Consider the following 25,182-nt stretch of genomic DNA (forward strand, 5'->3'; position numbering starts at 1 on the left):
AGCCTACTCACGGAGAAAACACAGTGACACATAAAATTAACACATCACAGTTAGGTCCGATTGCGAGACGCTCACTACTAGGTGTTGCCATCGCCTCTGCTCTACACGCTCCTGTTGCACTTTCACAAGAATCAAACGCACAAGCCGCTGATGCCCCAGTTGAGGTTATCGAAGTTCGCGGTATTGTTAGCAGTTTAAAACGTGCAATGTCAGATAAAAAAGAAAGTCTTGCCGTTTCTGATGGTATTGCCGCAGAAGACTTAGGTAAGTTTCCAGATCTAAACGTTGCCGAATCACTACAACGTATTACCGGTGTATCGATTGACAGAAGTGGCGGTGAAGGTCAAAAAGTAACGGTACGTGGTTTTGGCCCGCAGTTTAACACCGTTCTTGTAAACGGTCGCCAACTTGCGTCGGATGACCAAGGTCGAGCATTCAACTTTGACGTATTGGCCGCAGACCAAATTACAGGCGCCAATATATATAAAAGTGGTGTAGCTAACCTTCAATCTGGTGGTATCGGTTCTACTATCAACGTTTCTACTGCTCGTCCGTTTGATTACGACGGTTTCCAAGCAGTGGGCAGCGTTAAGGGCATGTACGAAAGCCTCTCTGAAGAGACTTCACCACAAGCTTCATTCTTGGTGAGCAATACATTCGCTGACGACAAATTCGGTTTGTTACTTGCAGTTTCTCATCAAGAGCGCCAAGTTCAAATTAACCGTATTCAAACTGCAGGCTGGCGCCCAGGTTTGACACTATCAAACCGCAACGACGGTATTATTGCTGATAACGTTTACCTTCCTCGTAACTGGGATCAGGTAGTTGATCAACAAGATCGTACACGTACCAACGCGTCACTTGTTGCTCAGTTTGCCCCTTCTGACGACGTCACTATTACTCTTGATGGTTTTGTGTCTAAGTTCGAAGTTGATTCTCAAGTAACCGACCTTGCTTCATGGTTCGAACCAGACCGTGTTGGTTCAGCAACTGTAAACCCGGATACAGGTACAGCGATTCGCTTTACGCAAGAGATCGATCTACACCAAGGTTCAGGTAACCCTGCGTCTGACTTTGTTTCAACTAGCCGTAACGTTCGTGACGTCACAAATAACGGATTCGGCCTAAATGTCGAATGGATGATCAACGATGCACTTACCGCTAAGTTTGATGTTTCAACATCGTCAGCTGAAAACGACATTGCGGGTGAAGGTCGCTTCAACGTAATCGGTATCATCAATAACTACTCGTTTGATGGCACAGGTAGCGTACCAACCGTTGAACATGATGGTTTTGGTAACGGTAATCTGCCTGATATTTCTCTGAACCGTTTGCACTATAACGATTTAGGTAATGTTGTCGCATCAGAAGACGATGTAACTGAATACAAAGCTGATTTCACTTACCTACCAGACTCTGACGTTTTCCGTAGAGCAGACTTTGGTGTGCTACGCTCAGAGCGTGAAAAATACGTTTATCAAGAATTTGCATCACAATGTGCATTCTGTGGTTACGGTGTTGCTGCACCGATTGACGAACTAAATATTCGTCCTTTCACTGCGCAAAACTTTTTTAGCGGTCTAATTGATACATGGTACACCTATGACGGCGAAGCTTACTTGGATTACTTGGCGTCTCAAGGTGCCGCGGTAGTACCTACGCTTCAACCTAACCACTACACCATCGAAGAAGATGTTACTGCGCTCTACGCACAGTTTGAATTTGGTTATGACATTGGTGACATGCCAGTAACCTTGAATTTTGGCGCGCGTTACGAAGAGACTGACGTCTCAGTATCTGCGGTTCAGGCATTCATTTCAGATATCGTTCCTACGACTGACTTGACACTGTTCGCTAACCGTTTCGCTCCGGCCGAAAACATTACGGGAACATCGTCATACTCAAACCTACTTCCAAGCTTGAACGTTAAGTTAGAAGTACAAGACGACATGATTGTTCGCTTCTCTCGCTACGACTCACTGACTCGTCCAACGATGTCACAGATGTCACCAGCAACAACATTTGGTGAGCCTCGTCGTCAGAACCTTCAAGCAAGCGGTGGTAACCCTGGTCTACAACCTTTTGCAGCTGAAAACTGGGACCTATCATTTGAGTGGTACTACAGCGACGATTCTGCAATTACGTTTGCAGTATTCAGCAAAGAAGTTGAAAACTTCATCGTAACGCTATCAGGTGAAGAGTCTTACTCAATGACTGACCGTAGCGCTGCTGATGGTTATCGTTGTGCGGAAGATAATTGTGCAGTGGGTGTGTCACTTGATCCACAAGATCCAGATCGCGACGTAGTTGCTGATACAGAAGAGCTGAATGGTGAAAGCGAGATTTACACTGTAACTCGTCCTCAAAACGGCGAAACTGCAACAGTAAACGGTTACGAGATTGCTATTACTCATGTTTGGGATAATGGTTTCGGTGTGACAGCTAACGCTACGGTAGTAAACAGTGACGCGGAAGTATCTGGTGATACTCAACAGACCTTCGCTCTACCTGGCCTTGGTGATTCACAGAACTTGATCTTGTTCTATGAGAAAGATGCGTTCCAAGCGCGTGTTGCATTTAACAACCGTGAGTCTTTCCTATTCGCACTAGATAACACTGCTGTTGGCGGTGCAACTGGTGAGCCAGTAACTACAGACACTTATGGCCAATGGGATGTAAGTGCGAGTTACGACATCAACGAAAACTTCACGGTATTCTTTGAGGGCATCAACGTAACCGAAGAAGAATTGACACAATTTGGTCGCTTTGAAGATCAAATCTACTCAATTGAAGATAACGGTTCACGTTACGCGGTTGGTATTCGCGGTACATTCTAAATTAGAGTGTGTTTTGGCAGGGTTAAATCCCTGCCATTTATTCATAGGCTTATTGACTCCATCAGCAAGCCTATGAATAAATGTTGTCCCAACACATCAGCTAGTATTGGCATTTATGAATCAGACATCTCAAAATTCTTCGAAACAAAAAATTGTGATCGTCGGCGGTGGAACCGCTGGATGGCTATCGGCAGCAATTATTGCCGCTAAGCACAAAGTGGCAGATGGAGAGTGCGGTCTAGATATTACCCTTGTTGAGTCAAGTGACATTCCCACCGTTGGGGTAGGTGAAGGTACATGGCCAACCATGCGCAATACACTAAAAGATATAGGATTGTCTGAAAAAGAAGTATTCAAGCGCTGCTCCGCCGCATTCAAGCAGGGTGGAAAATTTGTCAATTGGGTGGCAGGTAACAATGATTACTACTATCACCCGTTCACGGTACCGCTAGGCTACGGAAGAGTAGAGATGGCGCCCTACGTTGACAATATTGCGGAGTTTGCCAACGCCACCAATTTTCAGCAGCACGTATGCGAACACAACATGGCGCCTCGTACGCTGAGTGAAGAAGAATACAGTAGTGCTCAATCGAACTATGCATATCATTTAGACGCAGGCGCGTTTGCAGATCAGCTTCGCGAATTCAGCAAATCCACTTTGGGCGTTAAACATACAGTAGCTACTGTGTTATCAGTGCAGTCTAATGGCACCAACAACATTGAAAGCATCACCTTAGATAATGGTGAATGTTTATCTGCCGATTTGTTCATTGATTGCTCTGGTTTCAAATCTTTGCTGCTGGGCGAAACGCTACAAGAGCCCTTAGTGTCAACTGACGATGTGCTATTTAACAACTCTGCCTTGGCGCTTCACGTACCTTATGAGGGTGACTATGAAATCAAGCCATACACTCAAGCCACTGCACAAGAAGCGGGTTGGATTTGGGATATTGGCCTTGCTTCGCGCAGAGGCGTAGGACACGTTTATTCCACCAATTTTATTTCAGATGATAAAGCGGAGACCCTACTAAGAAACTATGTGGGTGACCAAGCGGGCGAGCTCAGTGCTCGCGTTATCCGTTTTAACTCGGGATACCGCAAAAACATCTGGAAAGGCAATGTAGTTGGTATTGGCCTTGCTGCTGGCTTTGTCGAACCACTTGAAGCCACTGCGCTCATGCTTATCGAAATTTCTGCACGATTCGTCGCAGAACAAATGCCACTTCCCAATGCAGCTATGCCCATCGTGAGTCAGCGCTTCAACAAACAAATGCAATATCGCTGGCAACGTATCATCGATTTTCTCAAGCTTCACTATATTTTCAATCAGCGAAGTGAAGACTATTGGGTGGCTAATCGCAATCCAGCAACAATTCCAGATTCACTAAAAGAAGATTTAGAAATCTGGAAGTACCGCGGACCCCAAATCGCTGATTTTTCGGCTGCTATCGAGTTGTTCCCGGCAGCTAGCTATCAATATGTTCTTTACGGAATGGGATTTTCACCAGATTTTTCTCTTCAATCTCATTTCTACAACGAGCGTGATTTAGCAACAAAGGTTATTCAGCAAAATCAGCTCATTACTCAGCAAAAACTAAGTAGCCTACCCAACCACAGAGACTATATTGCTCAGTGGTTGGCGAGCTAACGAGAATAATTACATGGCAAACTTTCAACCACTCAGCGCTGAAACGCATAACACAATCGGTGTAGACGAATCTAAATTGGCGACAACTTTTTCAACATTTCATTTGGTAAATGTTGAGGTAAAAGAAGCAGTGCAGGCTGCCAGCGAGTTTCCGCTATTCTTCACCAAAGTAGCTAACCAACAAACATGGACAATCTCAGCCGTATGCGGTTTTGCTCCGCAAGAAAACGTCTTTGAACTCAACGGGAATTGGCATGCTCAGTATACGCCGTTGAGTCTGCGCACTTTACCTTTCACTACACAGTTGATGGAAGGTAATTCCGAACCCACGATTCATATCGATGAAAGTTCGCCTTCGATAGTAACCAATGGCGGAGAAGCACTGTTTTTAGAGAGTCTTCGTCCTACTGCCTATTTAGACAACAAAAAGAAACTACTTTCTGAACGCATAGGCGCAATGCAGCAAAGTGTTGCGTTAGTTAACGAGATCAACAAGCTAGAGTTGATACAAGCAGTAGATCTTATCATTGAGTATGCCGATAACACCCAACAACGTATTGGTGGCTTGGCAACGCTCAACGAAATGAAGTTACAAAACCTTTCTCCTGGAGCACTAGAGTCCCTCAATAAACAGGGTCTGTTGTCAGTGGTTTTCAATATTCTTGGTTCTATTTTTCAAGTTAATCGAGTAATTCGACTTCATAACAATAAGTTTGCCGACCGAATGGTTAGCAACATTAAATTCGAAACTTCAAAGTCATAACTCAAACCAGGAGCTATTGAATGTTTTCCAACACACTTCAGTTGTCAGTTTTTGTTTTTGTGACAGCGCTCATTGGTTTCTTAACCTATTTGAGTTGTCGCGGACAAAATAGAAATTCACAAAACCAAAACCGAGAGTATTTTCTGGCTGGAGGCGGTCTAGCGTGGTACTTCGTTGCTGGTAGTATTACGCTTACCAACCTGAGTACAGACCAACTCGTAGGCATGAACGGTAACCAAATGGCCTTATTAGCCCTTTGGGAACTGTCTGCAGTTGTGGGGCTTTTCGTACTAGCCAAAGTGTTTTTACCTGTTTACTACAAGTTCAAATGTACCACTACCACAGAACTTCTAGAACAGAGATATGGCGACAAGCATATCCGTGCCGTAATAAGTGCCTTATTCTTCCTAGGTAGTGCTCTCATATTCTGTCCAGCAGTAATCTATTCTGGCTCTTTATTCATGCAGTCTATGTTCAACGTAGAACTGCCTCTCATGTATATCGCCGTAATATTCATTATTGTTGGTGCGCTTTATGCCATCTTCGGTGGTCTTCGTGCTGTTGCGGTATCAGATACATACTCGGGTGTATTGTTGCTTACTATGGCAGTGTTGGTGGTAATACTTGCACTTCAGGCTATCGACTATAACTTCGATGGCATTCCCGCAGAGCGTCTTACGCTAATTGGTGATGATGAATCACCTATCCCTTGGCACACACTACTTACCGGCATGATCTTTATTCAGATGTTCTATTGGGGGACTAACCAAGTTATCACTCAAAGAGCCATGGCTGCGCCGTCGCTAAAAGAGGCGCAAAAAGGTGTATTTGCTGCGGCAGGGATCCGCTTGTTAATTGTACCAGCGATCATCGTTATCCCAGGTATCGTGTCTTACAAGTTATTCGGTGACATTGGTGATAGTGCTTATGGGAGGATTGTCGCCACTTTACTACCCGACTGGTTATCTGGCGTTTTTGCTGCGGCAATGGCAGCAGCGGTACTCACCACATTTAACAGTAACTTGAACTCAGCAACAGCCTTGTATGTGTGTGATATCCACGAGAGCTACGTTAATAAGTCGCCCAACGTGCCTAAGTTGAGTGCCTTTGTAACGGTAATTTTGTGTTTAGTATCTCTCGCACTGATCCCCGTATACCAGCAAGCTGACAGTATCATTAACCTTATCCAGAAGCTTTACGGTTTATTGAGTATGCCAATTCTTTCAGTATTTATTGTTGGCCTACTGTTTAGAAACGTTCACGCATTTGCGGCTATTGGAGCTGTGGTAGTTGGCGTAGCAATGTATGCAGGTATGTCATTTGAAGTATCACCTATATACGCGCCATTTGGGCTTCACTACATCCACCTCATGTTTGTAACGCTCATCTCATGCGTATCGTTTGCCCTGATTGTTAACCGAGTTATTTTTAATCAGAAAGCTGAATTTACACTCGCGTTGTACAAGAGCGAAGCGTAAAGACATTTCTATCTTCTGTACCCGAGGGCGTACTCGCCCTCGACCTCTGTTGTAAGTAGATAAAAAGATGGAAAGTAAGTAAATATTCACTTTCCCTACAGCAGAGAGTAAACGTTTACCTTGAGAGAGTGAGCGATATTCGCTAAACCGTCTATTATGGTAAACACACCTAATAATTTCGTTAGTCTGCTTAGACTAACATCTTTGTTTTGAGAGGTTTTAAATGTCGTCTCTTCCAACATTCATCAAACTGTCTAACGAAAAGACTACGCTAATCTTTGACTGCCAAGGACGTATGCCGTCATTAATGTATTACGGTGCGGTACTTAACGATGCAACGACGCCTGCTATGTTGGGCATTCTTAGCACTCGCCAAGAAGCGAAATGTGCCCCCGTTATCGAGCCACCTATATCTTTAGTGCCTACTCATGGCGAGGGTGTAACAGGTTCACCGGGCTTACAAGTTCATGGCAGTAAAGACCAATGGTCTGCTGGCTTTGAACTCACAGCAATAGAACAAGACGGTCTAAGTGTTGTGTTCAAAGCTTCAGATAACAACCGCGAACTCACTCTTATCACAAAAGTCACCCTGGACGCAGATACCAGTGTGGTCAGCTACCAAAGCACAGTGCAGAATGATGGGAGCGATAAAGTAAACGTCAATTTCCTCAACGCAGCAAGTATTCCATTGTCTTCTCACGTAGATACCATTCGCAGCTTCGAAGGGCGTTGGTCAAGCGAGTTTGTTACCTCAGACCAAGAATGGAACTTTGGTAGTTATGTACGTGAAAACCGCCGAGGAAAAACCTCTCACGATACTTTCCCAGGCTTGATCACCTTTCCTAAAGGTACCACCGAGCAACAAGGCGAGTGCTATGGTTTTCATTTAGGCGCCTCTGCGAATCACAGTATACGCGCAGACTTGATGGCTGATGGTCGACGTTACGTTCAATTTGGTGAGCTACTCTTCCCGGGTGAAGTATCACTAGCAGAAGGTGAGAGCTACACTAGCCCAGTACTTTACAGCGGCTATGCGAGTGAAGGATTGTCACTGTTATCACAAGAGTTTCATAATTATATTCGCGCAAACATACTTACCCATTCGGCAGAATCTAAGCCCCGCCCAGTGCACTACAATACATGGGAGGGTATTTATTTTGACCATGATGTAGATACCCTGAAAACCCTTGCAGACAAAGTCGCCCCGTTAGGTATCGAACGTTTTGTTTTGGACGATGGTTGGTTTAAAGGCCGCCGTCATGACCATGCTGGGTTGGGTGATTGGTTTGTTGACGAGGCAATTTATCCTGACGGTTTAGATCCACTAATTGACCACGTAACGGGATTAGGCATGGAGTTCGGTATTTGGTTTGAGCCAGAAATGGTCAACCCAGACAGCGACTTATTCCGCGCACATCCAGAGTGGGCGTTGCAAACCAATAACAATCCTCATGTGCCATTCAGACATCAATACGTGTTGGATCTCACCAACCCTGAAGTGGTTGAGTATTTATACAAGGTCATTACCGACATACTCACCGCCTACCCTAAAATTAGCTACATCAAATGGGACATGAACCGCGACGTCAACCATCCCGGCAACCTTGATGGTCAGCCAGCCATGCATGGACAAATGCAGGCGCTTTATGAGCTTATCGACCGTGTTAAAGCCGCGCGTCCGGGTATTGAAATCGAGAGCTGTTGCTCTGGGGGCGGACGTGTAGACTTGGGTATTTTACCGCACACCGACCGCTTCTGGACTTCAGACTCTAACGATGCCCTCGACCGCTTATACATTCAACGAGGCTTTTCGTTCTTCTTCCCATCAGAAGTTATGGGTGCTCACGTAGGCCCACGAGACTGTCATATCACGGGTAGAAACCTTTCCATCGAGCTTCGTTCAGCGGTAGCTATGTTTGGACATATGGGGATTGAAATGGACCCCCGAGAACTTACCGACCACGAGCAAGAAACGTTGAAGGAAGCTATTGCCCTGTACAAAGCACATCGCCATATTACCCACGGCGGAGACTTATTCCGCATGGACGACGATGGACTTAACGTGAATTTTGGTTATGTGTCTAAAGACAAATCAGAAGCTTTGTTTGCGTATAACAGTGTAAAAGAAACCACTCGCACTACACCGAATAAGTTTCAGTTTGTTGGATTGGATCCCAACAAATCATACACACTGAGCCGTGTTTGGCCCAACACACTGAAAGAGTATTCACCGTCTATTTTGCAAAAAACTGACGGCCAAGTGTTTACCGGTGAAGCATTGATGCGCTTTGGTATGCAACTACCGGTTCTGTTCCCACAAACCTCATTAATTTACAGCGTTAAAGCAGTTTAACCATGTTTTATCAGTGTGTTGGCAAAGTTGGGCCAACACACTGGGCTTTCCCCATATTTCTTGCTAATTTGTGTTTAAAATACAACACCACACACTGCAACGGCGATATTTATGGAAGAAACTACTGGCTCTCGGAGTTGGCTTCAGCGACTTAAAGAAGAAAGTTGGGAAGCCGAACTTTTAGTATCTGCTATTGCTACATTCGCCGCCTTCCAACTGTTTCAACTCACCGACTGGACCATTTATCGGGCGGTAGATATTCTTCACCCTGATCAGTATTTCTATGCTTATACCATTGTATTTATGGGGATGATTGCCGTCAGCGTACTCGTGACCATGTTTGTCATTCATTTTATGCTGAGGTCATACTGGATAGGGCTGGTTGGGCTTAATTCTGTTTTTCCGGACTATGGCTTGGAAGACAGTGCCTACTCTAAGTTGTACACAAATAAGTTTAGAGACTTGCTCCCAAAACTTACACACACCATCGACCAAGTCGACGAGCTTTGCAGTGTAATATTCTCAGCAGCCTTTGTAAGTGTGGTGGTTTATGCTTATTTCAGTGTATTGAGTGCACTTTATCTAATGCTGTTTAACATACTCAATGAACTGATACCCACTTGGATATTGCTACTTCCCATTTTTACGCTAGTCGTACTCGCTGGTTTGCAAGGACTCCTCACCTTTCTTTCAAATATTCAAAAAATCAAAGACAACGACACTATTCAGCTCTTTCTATTCCGTATCGTTAAGCTGACCAATATGATAATGCTGGGGCCAATATACAAAAGCGCACTGCAAATAAGCATGACTTTCGGTTCAAACTTCAAGCGGAAAAAGCATATTGCCTATATGGTCATAGGCTTCGTATTTTTTGGATGTATAGTCGCAGGCATCAAATTCGCTAAATCCGATCTTACTTTATTAATAGATAGCGAAACTTATTTGTCGCAACACGTTCATCGCCCAGATGTGTATCGCAGTGACAACAGTCATTTCGAGTTTTTGATTGGCCCAGAAATTTCATCTGATGTAATTACCGACACCGTGTTGAGAGTTTTCATACCACGCATGCGCCACGAAAAAGCCATACTCAAAGAGCAATGTGAAGAGTTTGAAGCGCCGGAAGACAAGAGTGACAGAGAAGTAAGCATTCTGCGCGATGCTCACGAAACTAGCTGCTACCAGCGCTTTTACTCTATTTTAGTAAATGACCAAGAAGTTCAGAATGAGCTTCGTTATGCTTATCACCCAACGACAGGTCAACTCGGCTTTGTTACCTATATCGACTTATCCAATACTGAGCGAGGCAATCATAGCTTGATTGTGATAAAGACCTTAGGCGAGGAACTTGAGTACCATTGGAGCGTCCCTTTTTATTACTCACCCGATCAGGACTAAATAACAACAGGTAGTACAAAGTAAGGGTCGCAAAACCGAAGAAAAGAGCACAGTGTCAGTGAATAAGTGTGCCCAGCAATATGGGCACACCTAAATATACGGTGCGGGGCCATCTAGGCTCCGCGGTCACTAGCTTAGAAAGAGTAACGTACACCTGCGTTAAATGTGCGACCTGCAACGTTAAAGCCTGTTACTTCTTGGTAGTCAGTGTCTGTGAGGTTTTCAATGCGAGCAGTTAATACGAAGTTGTTAGACAAGGAGTAAGTCGCACCCAAGTCTATTACTTCGTAATCGTCCAAAGCGATACCACCCACATCAATGGCATCCTTAGATACGCGAACATTAGCCAATGCACTAAGTTTACCTTCTGCGTATTGCACACCTAAGTTAGCTAAATGTCTTGGGCGGCGTAGGCGAGCAGCGTCTGCAATATCTTTCGCGTCATTGTATGTGTAGTTGGCGATAATACTGATCGTATCCACTAACTGCCAATCGGCAATAAGCTCAATACCTTCCGAACGGGCAATACCTAGGGTTTGCACGTAGCCAGAGAAAGCTGCTAAATCAAAACTAATACCGTCTTCTACTTTTTGGTTGAAGTAGATTGCTTGGAATGTAGAGCCCTGTTCTGTGTATAACTCAGCACCAAACTCCACACCCGAAGTTTTTTCTTCTTTTAATGGCGTATCTGTTGCTGGAGAGAAACCAAAGCTATTGTTGTAGTTGATCTCAAACAAGCTTGGAGCACGGAAACCCGTGCCGTAGGCACCTCGGAACTTAACCGTATTGTCACCTAGCGATAGCAGATAAGCAGATGATACGCGGTAGCTGGTATGCTCACCAAAGTCTTCGTTGTCATCGTGACGAACACCTGCAGTGACGAACCACTGGCTGGTTAGTTCGTCTTGATACTCCACATAGTAGCCTTTTTGAATTCGGGTCAAATCGCTAGAGGTCACCGTTTCTTGCTCCCAGTCGAAGCCGTATACCAATTGACCAGTGTTTGAAATTTCGCTCTGTCCTAAGTACTCGATACGCTCGACATTACCTTTAGCGAAAAAGTCCATAACACCGGTATTGAAGGATTCGCGTTCCACTAGAGTTTTCGCGTAGGCTAACTGATGCTGACTCGTATCACCTTGGTAATTGAGTTCACCGCGAACATTTTGTTGTTCAAAATCACTTGTACAATCATGGCTGTAGCTGTCGCCAAAGCCACAACCATCGTACTCGGTCTCGCCTTCAGTATGTCTACCAACCACTCTAACCGACCAGCTATCATTAAAGCTATAACCTACTTTTCCATGAAAGGTTGAGTTGTCGTATCCATCGTCGTCCTGAAGGTCACTATCGGCGGTTCTGCGATTAAATCCATCGCTTGAAAAGTCTGCAGCAGAGAAGAAGTAGTTCACATCGTCAGTGTTACCGCCCACATTCGCACTTAAATTATAAGTGTCGAAGGTACCTGCTTCTGCAGCCACATTGCCAGCAAATGCTTCATCTGTAGCTTGGTTTTGTATATTGATAACACCACCAGCATCAGCACCATACACCATACCTTGCACACCACGAAGTATCTCTATACGCGCCAGATTACTCGTTAACAAATGCGCTAGCTGAGGCTGTACTTGTGTTCCGGTAGGGTCAGAAATATCAACACCATCAATACGTACCAAAGTTCTAAAAGCTTCTTCGCCGCGAATGCGCACGCTTGTTGCCGCGCCTGCTCCACCAGAATTAGATGCAGCAATACCTGGCTGTAACCTCAAAAGGTCAGCTAGGTTTACTACACCACGAAGTTCTATTTCTTCTTGGGTGATAAGTGTGACTGACGTTGCAAGCTCTCGCAGTGGCTCAGCAACGCGGCTCGACACAACAACATGCTCAATGCCACTGATATCGGTAGGTTGTGATTCCGCAAGTACTACACTTGAGCTCAAAGAGAGTGCAATCGCTAGCGTAAGTTTATTCGTTTTCATGTGTGCCTCAATGCGTTTTACAATAACGATTGAGGGAGGGGAAAGGTATGCAATAGCACGTTTATAAGAAGGTAGTGCTATATCAAAGCCATAGGCCAAGTCGATGCATTCCAATGAAGCCCTCCGCTCCATTCGCAAAAATAATGTACTTTAGGCCGGTGTCGGGCTCCTCTTAAAAAGAGATACCGTTGCGGGGGCAGCGGAGGCTTAACGTCACACACCACACAGTGACGCATTACCACACTTCCCGTTTAACCTATCCAGACCAGCTTGGTGAATCCTATTCAAAAACAATTAAATAGCGTCTGGCCGACAGGCACCTAAAAGCGCGGCAACATTACAAATAGTTAAGAGCAATGTCAAACGCCTGTTAGACACAGTTGATATTACTTATCTTGTTGAGCGTAGAAGTCTCTTGCGGTTTGCAGGTGGGTACACAATATCGAAAGCTCATCAAGCATACGAGTGGTCATACGATGGACTTTGTCGGAGTTTGGATGAAAGATAAACCCGTTAGCTACCGCTGACAAATAGTCGTAATCTTGCCAAGTAATTCCGTCGATAGCAGACTCTCCATGCTGAGTGGGTTGTATAATCACTTGGGGCTGTTGTTCTAACACGCTTTCTAAACCAATTTGCGGGTAGTCTTCAGCGGCGTCCATGAAGGGATTCACGCCTCCGCACAAAGCCACTTGTTGCTGGGGCCATGCATTCCCAGCCACAGTACGTAGTGGTCTTGACCACAGCTCATAGAAGACCGATACAGGAGTGGCATTGGCATATTTGCGTTTGAGTGTGTCTAGCTCACTGAGGTAGTCAGTCGCTATTTGCTCTGCAGTTTGTGACCTGCCAGTTAACTGCCCAAGCATTTTTAGCTCACTGGCCACGTCTTCTAGTTGCTCTGGGTGTGAATACACCACCTCAAATCCAAGCTGTTGTAGTCTAGCGAGGTCATCTGGTGGGTTTCCTGTTTTCCAGGCAATAATAACGTCGGGTTGAAGCTCTATAACTCGCTCTATTTGGATACGGGCATAATTGCCAATACGAGGGATTTGCTGCGCTTCGACAGGATAATCGGCGTAGTCTGTGGTACCCACAATTTGGTGTCCCGCACCTATGGCATACATCGACTCCACAATGTGCGGTGCTAATACGACAAAGCGGTGACTTTGTTTGGGATTGGTACTTTCAGCGAATGTCACTCCCGAAACAAGCAACACTGCTAAAACAGCCACTAGTTTACTCACAAACATCGTCACCTTTTTCATTACCAATCGATTCCTTGCTGTGCTTTGATACCATTATCAAAAGCATGCTTTATTGATTTAACTTCACTGACGGTATCAGCAATATCCATAACTTTGCGATGACAGGCTCTGCCCGTAACTACCACGTTTTGATGCTTTGGACGTTCACTCAATGCCGCAACCACCTCGTCTACGTCGAGGTATTTATAGGTGAGCATATAGGTAATTTCGTCCAACAGAACAAGGTCAATGGAGTCATCCTTCAACCACACTTTGGTTTGCTCCCACGCCTTCTGGGCAGCAGCTATGTCCTTTTCTTTATCTTGGGTTTCCCAAGTAAACCCAGTACCCATTACATGAAACGGTACGCCGCATTTCATCAATAGGTCGCGTTCACCACAAGGCCATGTACCTTTTACATATTGCACTACCGCCGCTGACATACCGTGCCCCACCGCTCGAGTCACTGTACCAAACCCAGAGGTAGACTTACCTTTACCGTTACCGGTAATAACAATCAGAATGCCTTTTTCTTCTTGTGCTTGAGCCACGCGCTCGTCCACTTTCGCTTTGTGTTCCTGCATTCGCGCCTTATGGCGACTTTTATCATTATTGTCAGTGGTCATTGGATTACCCTTATAAATGCATAATTTTTGATAAAATGTCCCAATTCAAATGGGTACTACACGCGTCAGCCATGCGATTAATTTCTTGCTCCTGAAGAGCGTCATAGGTTTGGGTGAGTGCAATATCAGCACCTGCCCAAGCGATGATTTCAACCAAGGTTTGAGGATTGTCAAACACACCATGAAGGTATGTACCCGCCACTTGATTATCAACGGATATGCATCCGTCGTTCTCGCTACTATTTAACTTGGCAAAAGGCACCGCGTTATCGGTAATACGAGACTGGCCAACGTGAATTTGGTAGCCCGATACTGAACAGTCTGCTGTTGAGTCACTACCGCTACTGAGCAACAATTTACCGCTATCTCGGGTGAGTTGTTTCTCTTGCTCAAGGGTAGTTTGTATGGGTAGTAACCCCAATCCATCACTCTTTCCAGGAACGCCTTCAACCCCATTGGGATCATCTATCCACTCTCCCAACATTTGATATCCACCACAGATACCCAATACTTTTCCGCCGTATCTTAGGTGGCGCTTTATTTGAAGGTCCCATTGGTTTGCGCGAAGCATGGCAACATCTGCGCGCACATTTTTACTGCCCGGCAATATAATAAGATCAGCAGGCGGTATGTCACTTTCGGGTGGTACTAGCACTAGGTTTATTTGGGGGTGAACCCGAAGCATATCAAAATCAGTATGATTACTTATGCGACTGAACACGGGCACAGCTACGGTGATTTTGGCAGGTTCAACACCATCAGTTTGCTCTACATTAATGGCATCTTCTGCGGCAAGCTGAAGATTGTGAAGGTAAGGCAATACCCCTATCACCGGCTTTCCCGTTTTCTCTTCTAACCAGTCGAGCCCAGATTGCAATAAGCTGATATCACCGCGGAAGCGGTTAATTACAAAACCTACCACACGGTCTTGTTCACTCTGTGATAGCAAGGCGAGTGTACCCACCAAATGGGCAAACACCCCCCCCTTGTCTATATCTGCAATAATAATGACTGGGCAATCAGCGGCTTCAGCAAAACCCATATTGGCAATGTCTCGATCTCGTAGATTGATTTCGGCAGGGCTGCCCGCCCCCTCAACTAACACAACATCGTATGCCGATTGCAATCGAGTGAAAGACGACATTACTGCCGACATCGCTTGGGTTTTATATTCGTGATAAGGCTTGGCTTGCATATCACCAACAGACTTACCATGAACAATCACTTGTGCCCCCGTGTCTGAACTGGGCTTGAGCAATATGGGATTCATATCGACATGGGGCTCTATACCCGCTGCCTGTGCTTGTACTGCTTGGGCACGACCTATCTCTCCACCTTCAGCAGTCACCGCACTGTTCAGCGCCATATTTTGCGGTTTGAATGGAGCGACTTTCACTCCTTGTTGCAATAGGCATCGACACAAGCCTGCGACAAGGGTACTTTTTCCCGCATCTGAGGTAGTGCCTTGCACCATGAGTTTAGTCACTTCAATTCCCCATCGACTGATGTTGTAGTTCGCTTGCGGTTAGGCCAATAAATTTTATTTGCGGCACGGCACCAGCAAAGCGAGCAATTTGTATTCGAGTAACGCTGGCATAACGAATATCTAGCTGCCGATATAGCTTTTGACTACGCCAATCAAGCCCAAGAATAAAGGCGAGGATCTGGCGAATGACGCCACCATGACAAATCACAGCGATGTGTCCAGAGGTATGGGTTGCGGTAATGTAATCCCACCCTCGGGTAACACGGTCATAAAGTGCATCTACGGTTTCCCCTTGTGGTGGCGGGTTTTCAAAAGGTGAATAGAAAAACTGCTCAACGGCTTTCCACTCAGCGCCCATACTCTCAAAGGGTACGCCATCCCACTCACCAAAATGGCATTCTTTTATTTCCTCAAGCTGGTCTACGGCTACGCCTCTTTGTTTCGCCAGTTCGAGAGCGCTATTACTACATCGTTTTAGCGGTGAAGTAACAACATGAGTGATCGCAGGAAGCCAAGTCAGCACATTGCTTACCGCACTATCACCTGCTTCACTTAGCTCGATGTCTGTTAGCCCGTATAATGCCGCAGGACCATCTACCGCACCGTGACGAACTAAGTCGAAGGTAGTGACATTGGATGAATCAGGGAGCATATTACGCTGTCTCTTGAGGTTTCATGGTCAAAGGTAAACCGGCTGCCATAAAAGTCACCCGAGTCGATACCTTTGCCACTGCCTGATTTAACCAACCTGCCAAATCAACAAAGCGGCGACTAATGTCTCCCATAGGAATAACACCAAGCCCTACCTCATTGGCGACCAATACCACATTGCCTTTGCAATGGGTCAGTGCATGACACAGCTGTTCGAAAAGCACATCAAAATCTTGTTCGGGATAATAATGCAGCTGATTGTTGAGCCACAGGGTGAGACAATCCACCAGGATAACTTGGGAGTCACTGCATGAAGCGAGCTGTGAAACTAGGTCAAGAGGCACCTCTTTCACACACCAATCTTCGGGACGATTATTCTTGTGATGGGCTATTCGCTTATCCATCTCATCATCAATATTCTCTGCTGTCGCTATGTAAATCACGGAAGATGTGTTGTGGCCGCTCAATTGCTCAACCATTTGCTGAGCGTAAGCAGATTTACCCGACCGCGCACCACCAATCACAAAATGAATCATGCTCAAGCTCCCTCAACTATTAGCCAGCAACACGGTATAAATAGCTATTTCTTGCACTTGCTGCGCGGCGCCTAGGGTATCTCCGGTAAATCCCTCGATATGACGTTTCATAAAGCTGTTCAAAACAAAAAAAGCACACCACACACTAAGGCAATAGCAATGCACTCCCACAATGACAACCAAACAATACAGATACCAGCGGTAGCAAAAAGCACCAGCCAATCTTGAGATTGCATTGGCCAAGCAACAGGACCACTTTTGCTACTTTGTGAACTAGACACATAAGGTAAAGTCCCAATATGAAGCAGCGCAAAAGCTCTAGACACGGCATACGCGGTTAAAAGAGCAATAGGCAAACGCTGTGCTTCGATGAGAGCTTCAAAGGCCGCAAACTTTGCCAGCAATACTAATCCTATCGCTAAGGTCCCGTAAGTCCCTAAACGACTGTCTTTCATAATGGCTAGCTTATGCACTTTGTCCTGTCCGCCGCCGAAAGCATCGGCAACGTCTGCAAGGCCATCTTCATGGAGAGCACCGGTAAGCAGAACGCTTACTGTCATCAGCAAAACTACAACAACACTGCTGGGTAAGAAGGGAGAAAGAAACGTGTACAGGCCGATTAACAGGACAGCGAGCAACAATCCTGTCACCGCAAAGTAGCGTCGAGACTGGGCCATTTCCTCATCGCTATACTTGGCCCATTGGAATACGGGAATACGAGTAAAGAAACCCAAGTTGAGCAAAACTAAATTAACGTGTTTTCTCATGTTCCCTGTCATTGTCTAAAGCACAACCTGCGCACTTTCAAAGGTGGCCATGTCGTTGTAAAACGCTGCCGCCGCTCGTAACAATGGTATAGCGAGAGCGCAACCAGTACCTTCTCCCAATCGCATCTCTAAATTCAACAACGGCTGTGCATCTAATACCTGCATTACCTTTTCATGTGCTTTCTCTGCACTGGCATGACAGAACACCATAAAGTCTCGCACTTCCGGCTTCAACTTAACTGCGACGAGTGCTGCCACAGAGCAAATGAAACCATCAACAAGGATCAGCTTTTTCTCACTTGCACAGGCCAACATAGCGCCCACCATATGGGCAATTTCAAAACCACCTAGTTCTTGCAAGACAATCAGTGGCGATGCAGTAGCACCTTGTATGCGAGACAGTGCTTGTTGAACAAGCTGTTGTTTAACAAATAGTTGGTCATGGTTTATCCCAGTACCTAAACCAACGGATTCGTTAACAGGCATGTCACTAAGCGCGGCAAGTATAGCTGATGCACTGCTTGTATTGCCTATACCCATCTCGCCAAACCCCATCACATTTGTCCCTTGTGAAAGTTCAGCAAAAGCCAAGGCAGCCCCCTGAGATATAGCCGCTTCAACCTGACCAAGGGACATCGCTGGTTCAACAGAGAAGTCTTTAGTGCCCGCCCCCATTCGTGAAACGACAAAGTTGTCGCTGTCAGACGTTATTGGTTCAATAACGCCACAATCTACGACTTTCAAACGAACGTCGTTTGCTGAACAAAAACAGTTGATAGCCGCCCCACCGGCTAAAAAATTATGAACCATTTGCTCGGTGACGGCTTGTGGCGCAATACTTACCCCGTGGACAGCAACACCATGGTCGGCGGCAAATACCATAATAGTTGGCGATGTCACCTCGAGTTCAACAAACTCACCATGCAGTTCACACTGCACATTCGCCATTTGTCTCGCTAGCGTTTCTAATTGCCCGAGCGCTCCAGGCGGTTTGGTTTTGTTATCAATCTTTAAACGAATATCCTTGTCAAAACCATAAGACAAAGGAGTAACTGCGTCGAAAATAGAAGAAAGCGTAGACATGTATAAACTCATTTATGTTTTGCGCATAGCAAGCAGAAAAAACACGCTACCAATGGCAGACGTAATGATACCAATAGGAATTTCTTGGTTTGGAACGGCGGCGCGAGCAATAACATCAACCCATACCATAAAAATACCACCTAACAACACACAGCCAAGCATGAGCCTTCTGCTAGTGACGCCAAACCAACGACGCACAATATGGGGAATCATTAACCCAACAAAACCGATGCCACCACAGTAAGCAACGACCACAGCCGTCAGCAAAGCACACACAACAAGGCAGAGCATTCTGAGTTGCTGCACATTAACACCCAACGTCAGAGCGCTTTCATCTCCGAGTAACAAGGCGTCTAATCTGGGGCCAAGCAGCATCAGCAAGACTGTGCAAACCATTACGATGCCCAATAACCCCCACATATACGCCGTATCCACTCGCGACAAGCTTCCCATTAACCAAAAAATCACTTGATTGGTTGCATAAGGGTCACCGATAAAGAGTAGAAAATGAGTTAAAGCGCTGAGCATAAATGACACCGCAATCCCTGCCAGCAACATGTGTTCAATTCGTCCTCCGAGTGAAGAACTAGCAATGCTTCTGACTAAAAGCACTGCAAGCAAAGACCCCGTAAAAGCGAACATAGGAAGCAAAAACGGCTTAATTTCTGGCGGTATTGGGGCAGCTAAAAAGGTCTCATTAGCAAAAAGTAAGCTCGCGATACTGGCACCAAACCCTGCACCAGATACCACACCGAAGAGATACGGATCGGCTAAACTGTTTCGCGTCACGTTTTGAAGTGTGGCACCCGATATGGCCAGAGCACTACCGACTAAGAACCCCACCATGACTCTTGGAAACCGAATATCCCAGAATATACTTTCGCTCACCACGCTACTGCATTGTTCGACCAAGCAACCGGTAATGTCTTGTACTGAAAGACTGGCAGCACCAAAAAATAAACTGCCTATTGGAGCAGCCATGGCCAATACCACTAAGAGGATCCATTTGAACTTCACTGTAAAGTATCCTCTGAGCGGGACGAAGAATGCCCTTCTATACTAGGGTACAAATCGACTTTGATTCGTCCGTCTTTGGTACTGGTTCTAATATCGCTATCCACACTAAACACATGCTGGATGAGTTCATGCGTAATTTCAGTTTCTGGCGCACCTATTGCTCTGAGCTGTCCCCGTTGCAACACGCCAATGGTATCGCAATACTTACTCGCCAAATTCAAATCGTGAAGACTAATGACAATGGTTTTGCCCTGAGTTTTAGCCAGTGTTTTTAACAACCCCAATATTTGATGCTGGTAATATACGTCGAGATGATTTACGGGCTCGTCGAGCACGAGCAGTGAAGCTTGCTGCACTAACGCACGGCCTATTAAGCAACGTTGCTGCTCACCACCGGATAACGCACTAAAAGCCTGAGTTCGCTTGTGTTGCAACCCCACATAATCAAGGGCTTGAGACACACTTTTTTTATCATGTCGCGAATGGCGAGACAGCAGCGATTTATGAGGTAGGAGCCCCATTGCCACTACCTGCTCCGTCGTTAAAGCAAATATAGGCGCATTAGTTTGATGCACTACGGCAAGCTTTTTTGCACGCTGCTGCGCTGATAGCCGTCGCAGTGACTCATCACGCCAAAACACATCGCCATCAAAATCTGTCAGCCCAGCAATAGCGTTGAGTAAACTAGACTTTCCTGCACCATTGGGGCCAAGCAATCCAAAAATTTGCCCTTGGGCAACGTCAAAAGATACGCCACTGAGAATATGGTGTTTTTCTATATGATAATTAATGTTTTCAACGCGTAGCGCTGGCTTTAACACCATGAAATACAATCACTCTAAAAAAAGTGAGGAATACAACGCGCACAGAAACCAGCAACTGCTTTGCTAGCAAGCTGCCTAAAGGAGAATCTATGTTTCTATCGTGTTTTCCCGCACGAGAATACAAATTAGGTGGTTAGGCTGGTATCTGACTTGCCAACGAAACAGTGGCTTACAGTTGCGGGTACAGTTTTGGTTTTTCACCAAATTCCCATTTAATTGCCTTTAAAAACACAAAGACAAACCTGAACGCGGTTCGAGTGTATCAAGAGTGATGTGTACAAACCAGTGGTAATGATTCTTAACTACGTTTGCTCTGATGCATCGGTCTTTCTGCTTGCGAATGCGATAGCTGCCGCAAAATATCCCAACCACGAGAACAAAATAACGATGACAAACCAAAACACTTTGTCTGAAACGTCTCTTTCTGATTTGATAACCAAAACAAGCGGGACAAGATAGAGGAAAATAGCTATAGCAATGATTACCAGCGGAGAAACTAAAAAGCCAAGTATAGTTTCGTTCATAAAAATACCTTTTTAAAAATAACAATCCATAGTGCTTCTAGAGTCTACTTTAACGCAAACCTTTCCTTGGACAAAAGCATATTGGACGAAATGTCATGCGATAGTCTCGTGTTTATCTTCATGAGTCGTTCTTTTTACGTTAACTTAAGAGTTAGCCCGCATATCTACAATTTGAACAAGGACTCACCATGTTTAATGGACTTTCAGCCTTTCCCATTACCCCATTCAAAAACGAAGCTATCGACTTCGATGCGTTTGAAAAAATTGTAGATAATTTAGTTGATGCGAAGGTAGATTCCATCTGTGCCATGGGGTCTACGGGTTTGTACCCCTATTTGAAACCCGACGAAATATTTCAAGTTGCTAAGAAAACGGTAGAAATTGCCAATGACGTTCCAGTAATGGCGGGAGTCGGTGCGCTTCGCACTGTGGATGTGCTGAAGAATGTTGAAGCGGCACAAAGGGCTGGCGTGAGCGCCGTGTTACTTGCCCCTGTGTCTTATCACCCGTTAAATGATCAAGAAGTCTTCTCTCTCTACGAAAAAGTTACTCAAGAACTATCTGTATCCCTATGTGTATACGAGAATCCTAGAGTCACCCAGTTCACCTTCAGTGACGACCTCTATAAATCGATCACCCAACTCCCCAATGTTGGTGCTATCAAAATTCCAGGAATGCCTTTTGCCACGGACGAGGGCAATGCTCGGTTAGCCCAACTGAGAGCAATAGTTCCCTCAACTGTGGCTATAGGTGTGAGTGGGGACCAGTTTGGTGCTGCTGGCATGCAAGCAGGTTGCGATTTGTGGCTTTCAGTACTGGGAGGTTTGTTTCCACGCACAGTACAACGCCTAATAAGAGGTAGTGACATAGCGTCGCTTCAGCAAAAACTCACGCCTATGTGGCAATGTTTTGTTGAACATAAAGGGGGCTTACGAGTGATGGCAACGGCGGCAGCTATTCTAGGTTATAGCGAAAGTAATTGCTTACCTTCACCGCTATTACCAGTATCAGGTGAACACCGTGATGCCCTTGAGAAAATGTTAAATCTACTCGCGCTAGATTAGGAACATTAACAAAGATGACCAACCCACTCGCCTCTCGGTATTTTGTTCAGTACATGTTTGCAGCTGTGCTGTCGCGTATATGCACCGGTGGGGCTATCATTGCTGTCATTTTGCTAGCCAAAGAGTACGGTGCCGACAGTAAACTTGCTGGCGCGCTGGCCGCATGCCTCACGGTGCCGCATTTGCTCGGGCCTTTTTACGGTAAGTGGTTAGACACGGCGAAAAATCCTAACCTGATTTTGGCATTCTTTGCAGGACTCTACACAATAGCGTTTCAAGTTGCCATACAGTGTTTTCAGCACAACACCTTACTCGGTGTATTTGCTTCATTGTTAGTGTGTGGTGTATGTAGCGCCTTTATGATGGGTGGATTAGGGACGCAACTTATCTATATCATTCCGGATAACCTCAACTATCGCCGCAAAGGACAGAGCTTCGACACCTTTACCTATGGTATTGGTCATACCCTTGGCCCATTGACAATAGCACTACTCATTACTCAGTTTTCAACATCAATGAGCGCTACGATCCTCACATGTTTACCCGCGGTAGCGAGCGTATTTATTGTGTGCTTTCCAAAGCGCCATTCTGAACATGCGATATCACAAAAATCGACGCCTAATTTCAATGAGATCTGGCACACATTTCTTAGCTCATCGTCACTGAAAATCACGCTATTTATGACGTCAAGTGCCTCATTTGCCATTGCCGCACTTCCCGTGTTAGCTGTCTACTTGAGTGAAGGTTGGAATCAGCCTGAGGAAAATGGCGCCTATCTCGCTACACTTTACGGCATCGGAGGGTTATGTGGTGCGCTATTATTGTTAGTGTCTCCGTTAAAAGGAGAGGCCTTGCAGCTGCTCAAGCGCATTGGAAGCCTATTGTTTCTAAGTATAGTGTTTCTTGCTATTTCCTGGAGCTTCCCACTAGGGCTTTCCGCCTATTGGGTCTGTGGACTCATCAACGCGTTATTCTTCGCATCGACCCTTGCTGCGCGTACTGAATACGCCCCAAAAGAGGGTGCTGCGCAAGTGTATATGTGGGTGGCCGCGGCGAAAGTGGGCGCGGGCGCATTAGGGGCATTCACCACGGGTATCCTGTTGGAATATCACGTTAATGCCCCACTAATGCTGTCGCTGAGTGTATTGGGAGGAATGTTGTTTCTCTGCTTCTATACCTCGATAGCCAAGAAATAACTGTGTGTTACCACACAGCAACTTCGCTCCAATGCCCGGTCATTTTCAAATGCGGAGAAAACTCCTGAATTTCTCCTTGCATGGGAAGGTGATCTTCCAGTAGCGCCCAACGCTCCACCGTAACACTTATCAAACGCTCAGCGCCTTTAAACCCTGTCACTTCAGCGCCTTCCCAAACAATCTCTGCTCGACCAGATAAATATAAGGCATTTGAGCCGGCAAAATCAGGAAAGAACAAGCCAACACGCCCATCGGCTTCGATGTTTCCAACAGTATTGAAAAACTTGTTACCACTGTAGTCAGGAAACACCAATTTATTGGCACCCACTTTAACAAAGCCTGGCTTGCCACCGCGATGCGACACGTCAACACCGTGGCGTGCATCCTGCGTTAAGTCTTCAGAACGAGAAGCAATAAAAAAGGTGTCTGCTAGCTCAATAAACTCACGAGCCCGCTCACTCAGTAGATCGGGCCTCACCTCACTAGTATCAGGTGACACCAATAAGGGGATATCATCACGCCACTGTAAATCTCTCACTTGGATGTACTTAGGGCAGTTGCCAAAACTTTGGTCTACTTCAAGCTCAAAGCCACCATCATCACGCTGACTCACCACACCATTCATTCGATTACGACGTCGAGTAGACAATTGAATACCCAACACTCCTACTCTGTCGTTTTGCTCAAGACTCACCCCCAATGCTTTTGCCACTGGAGGCAGTGCATTGACAACCAAACGAGTCGATGATGGCGAATCTATAAATTGCTGATGTGATAGTCCCTTACCCTGATACGGGTCAAATACTGGCATCGCCCAAGGAAAGCCTTGTTCGTCAACAGCGCCAATGATCACATAGGGCAAATCACTAAAAAACGTCCTGTGTTGATCGGGCATGGCACGACGAATAAATCGGTCGTACATAGCCACTTGTTTTGTAATGCCCAATCGAGCATGAACAGCCTGCTCACCACCATGAAATGGCCACAATGACCCAGTGTCTTGCTTGTTCATAATGATTCCTCTTACTCAAGACGTTATTAATAATTTACGCTGCAATCGCTGAGCGTTGCATCCCAACAAAACGAGGGGGCGCTTCTACACGAGCTAGCCATGATCGAATAGCTGGATAAGACGCCAGACTGACTCCCCCCTCTTCAACGTGAGCAACGTAACTATAGGCAGCCACGTCGGCTACGGTAATTCGCTCATCTACAAGGAAGTCTCGTTGTGCTAGGTAGGGCTCGAAAATCGCAAAGAAACTATCAGTGCGTTGTTTTGCCGTATCATAATCAAGAGGCATCCCGAACAACTTCACAAGCCTTACTGCGCAAGGGCCGTTAAATATCTCTCCAGCAGCAACTGACAACCAACGCTGAACTTCAGCGGCGTGTTGGGGGGCAGTAGGTAGCCATTCGTATCCATCGGAATAGCGGGTGGCGAGATACACCAAAATCGCATTGGCGTCTGACACGGTTACACCGTTATCTTCAATAACTGGCACTTGTCCAAACGGATTTTTAGCCAGAAACTCTGGGGCTTTATGGGCACCGTTCATCAGATCTACGTCAACAATCTCATGGGGTAAATCAAGTAAAGACAACATCAACTGTGCCCTGTGGGCATGACCCGACAGAGGGTGACGGTACAAAACAATCGGCTTTTCAGCGGTAAACTGGGTATTCATGGTTATCTCCTCTTTGG

20 protein-coding genes, 1 pseudogene and 2 riboswitches are annotated in these 25,182 nt (G+C 45.8%); of the genes and pseudogenes, 8 read left to right on the forward strand and 13 right to left on the reverse strand.

The window, feature by feature from the left end; all coding sequences use genetic code 11:
• The first annotated feature begins 23 nt into the window (after positions 1–23).
• The 6 genes from EYS00_RS11895 (at position 24) to EYS00_RS11920 (ending at position 10,480) form a co-directional block, all read left to right on the forward strand.
• Positions 24–2,837: a TonB-dependent receptor gene (locus EYS00_RS11895; RefSeq protein WP_242618752.1), complete on the forward strand. Its 2,814-nt coding sequence runs from the start codon at positions 24–26 to the stop codon at positions 2,835–2,837.
• 115 nt (positions 2,838–2,952) lie between these two features.
• Positions 2,953–4,485, forward strand: a complete 1,533-nt coding sequence (locus EYS00_RS11900) for a tryptophan halogenase family protein (RefSeq protein ID WP_130636827.1) — start codon at positions 2,953–2,955, stop codon at positions 4,483–4,485.
• Between the two features lie 13 nt (positions 4,486–4,498).
• Positions 4,499–5,248 carry a SapC family protein gene (locus EYS00_RS11905; protein ID WP_130636829.1) on the forward strand — a complete coding sequence of 250 codons (750 nt, stop codon included), beginning with the start codon at positions 4,499–4,501 and terminating at the stop codon, positions 5,246–5,248.
• 20 nt (positions 5,249–5,268) lie between these two features.
• A complete protein-coding gene (locus tag EYS00_RS11910; protein ID WP_130636832.1) occupies positions 5,269–6,726 on the forward strand; it encodes an SLC5 family protein in 1,458 nt (485 codons plus the stop codon).
• Positions 6,727–6,949: 223 nt separating this feature from the next.
• A complete protein-coding gene (locus EYS00_RS11915; protein ID WP_130636834.1) occupies positions 6,950–9,079 on the forward strand; it encodes an alpha-galactosidase in 2,130 nt (709 codons plus the stop codon).
• Positions 9,080–9,190: 111 nt separating this feature from the next.
• Positions 9,191–10,480, forward strand: a complete 1,290-nt coding sequence (locus tag EYS00_RS11920; protein ID WP_130636836.1) for a hypothetical protein — start codon at positions 9,191–9,193, stop codon at positions 10,478–10,480.
• A 134-nt stretch (positions 10,481–10,614) separates the two neighbouring features.
• Here EYS00_RS11920 and EYS00_RS11925 read toward each other — a convergent pair whose 3' ends face one another.
• The 11 genes and pseudogenes from EYS00_RS11925 to EYS00_RS11980 form a co-directional block, all read right to left on the reverse strand.
• Positions 10,615–12,459: a TonB-dependent siderophore receptor gene (locus tag EYS00_RS11925; RefSeq protein ID WP_130636838.1), complete on the reverse strand. Its 1,845-nt coding sequence runs from the start codon at positions 12,457–12,459 to the stop codon at positions 10,615–10,617.
• 135 nt (positions 12,460–12,594) lie between these two features.
• Positions 12,595–12,758, reverse strand: a riboswitch (cobalamin riboswitch).
• An 87-nt stretch (positions 12,759–12,845) separates the two neighbouring features.
• Complete coding sequence (locus tag EYS00_RS11930; RefSeq protein WP_130636841.1) at positions 12,846–13,727, reverse strand: cobalamin-binding protein; 882 nt, start codon at positions 13,725–13,727, stop codon at positions 12,846–12,848.
• On the reverse strand, positions 13,727–14,332 hold the full coding sequence (cobO, locus tag EYS00_RS11935) for a cob(I)yrinic acid a,c-diamide adenosyltransferase (RefSeq protein ID WP_130636843.1): 606 nt from the start codon (positions 14,330–14,332) through the stop codon (positions 13,727–13,729). The genes EYS00_RS11930 and cobO overlap by 1 nt, the downstream gene beginning before the upstream one ends.
• Positions 14,333–14,342: 10 nt before the next feature.
• Complete coding sequence (locus EYS00_RS11940) at positions 14,343–15,806, reverse strand: cobyric acid synthase (protein WP_130637255.1); 1,464 nt, start codon at positions 15,804–15,806, stop codon at positions 14,343–14,345.
• Positions 15,807–15,819: 13 nt separating this feature from the next.
• Positions 15,820–16,470 carry a histidine phosphatase family protein gene (locus EYS00_RS11945; protein ID WP_130636845.1) on the reverse strand — a complete coding sequence of 217 codons (651 nt, stop codon included), beginning with the start codon at positions 16,468–16,470 and terminating at the stop codon, positions 15,820–15,822.
• 1 nt (position 16,471) lies between these two features.
• Positions 16,472–17,005, reverse strand: a complete 534-nt coding sequence (gene cobU / locus EYS00_RS11950) for a bifunctional adenosylcobinamide kinase/adenosylcobinamide-phosphate guanylyltransferase (RefSeq protein WP_130636848.1) — start codon at positions 17,003–17,005, stop codon at positions 16,472–16,474.
• A gap of 12 nt (positions 17,006–17,017) precedes the next feature.
• Positions 17,018–17,784 (reverse strand): annotated as a pseudogene (locus EYS00_RS11960) (adenosylcobinamide-GDP ribazoletransferase).
• Positions 17,785–17,787: 3 nt separating this feature from the next.
• On the reverse strand, positions 17,788–18,855 hold the full coding sequence (cobT, locus tag EYS00_RS11965) for a nicotinate-nucleotide--dimethylbenzimidazole phosphoribosyltransferase (protein WP_130636855.1): 1,068 nt from the start codon (positions 18,853–18,855) through the stop codon (positions 17,788–17,790).
• A gap of 12 nt (positions 18,856–18,867) precedes the next feature.
• Positions 18,868–19,872: an iron ABC transporter permease gene (locus EYS00_RS11970; protein ID WP_130636857.1), complete on the reverse strand. Its 1,005-nt coding sequence runs from the start codon at positions 19,870–19,872 to the stop codon at positions 18,868–18,870.
• Complete coding sequence (locus EYS00_RS11975; protein WP_130636859.1) at positions 19,869–20,696, reverse strand: ABC transporter ATP-binding protein; 828 nt, start codon at positions 20,694–20,696, stop codon at positions 19,869–19,871. Before EYS00_RS11975 ends, EYS00_RS11970 begins: the two co-directional genes overlap by 4 nt.
• Positions 20,697–20,814: 118 nt before the next feature.
• Positions 20,815–20,957, reverse strand: a riboswitch (cobalamin riboswitch).
• Between the two features lie 41 nt (positions 20,958–20,998).
• Entirely contained in the window at positions 20,999–21,220 is a 222-nt protein-coding gene (locus tag EYS00_RS11980; RefSeq protein ID WP_130636861.1) for a hypothetical protein, read from the reverse strand.
• Between the two features lie 188 nt (positions 21,221–21,408).
• On the opposite strand from EYS00_RS11980, the gene EYS00_RS11985 reads away from it, so the two are divergent.
• Together EYS00_RS11985 and EYS00_RS11990 are read left to right on the forward strand one after the other, a co-directional pair.
• On the forward strand, positions 21,409–22,284 hold the full coding sequence (locus EYS00_RS11985; RefSeq protein WP_130636863.1) for a dihydrodipicolinate synthase family protein: 876 nt from the start codon (positions 21,409–21,411) through the stop codon (positions 22,282–22,284).
• Positions 22,285–22,298: 14 nt separating this feature from the next.
• Positions 22,299–23,480 (forward strand): MFS transporter, encoded by a 1,182-nt coding sequence (locus tag EYS00_RS11990; protein ID WP_130636865.1) that lies wholly within the window; start codon positions 22,299–22,301, stop codon positions 23,478–23,480.
• 7 nt (positions 23,481–23,487) lie between these two features.
• On the opposite strand, the gene EYS00_RS11995 is transcribed toward EYS00_RS11990, so the two are convergent.
• Together EYS00_RS11995 and EYS00_RS12000 are read right to left on the reverse strand one after the other, a co-directional pair.
• A complete protein-coding gene (locus tag EYS00_RS11995; RefSeq protein WP_130636868.1) occupies positions 23,488–24,492 on the reverse strand; it encodes a pyridoxamine 5'-phosphate oxidase family protein in 1,005 nt (334 codons plus the stop codon).
• 34 nt (positions 24,493–24,526) lie between these two features.
• A complete protein-coding gene (locus EYS00_RS12000) occupies positions 24,527–25,165 on the reverse strand; it encodes a glutathione S-transferase family protein (RefSeq protein ID WP_130636870.1) in 639 nt (212 codons plus the stop codon).
• Positions 25,166–25,182: the final 17 nt, after the last annotated feature.

Origin of the sequence: Alteromonas sp. KUL49 (assembly GCF_006538345.1) — a bacterium.
Taxonomy (GTDB): Bacteria; Pseudomonadota; Gammaproteobacteria; order Enterobacterales; family Alteromonadaceae; genus Alteromonas.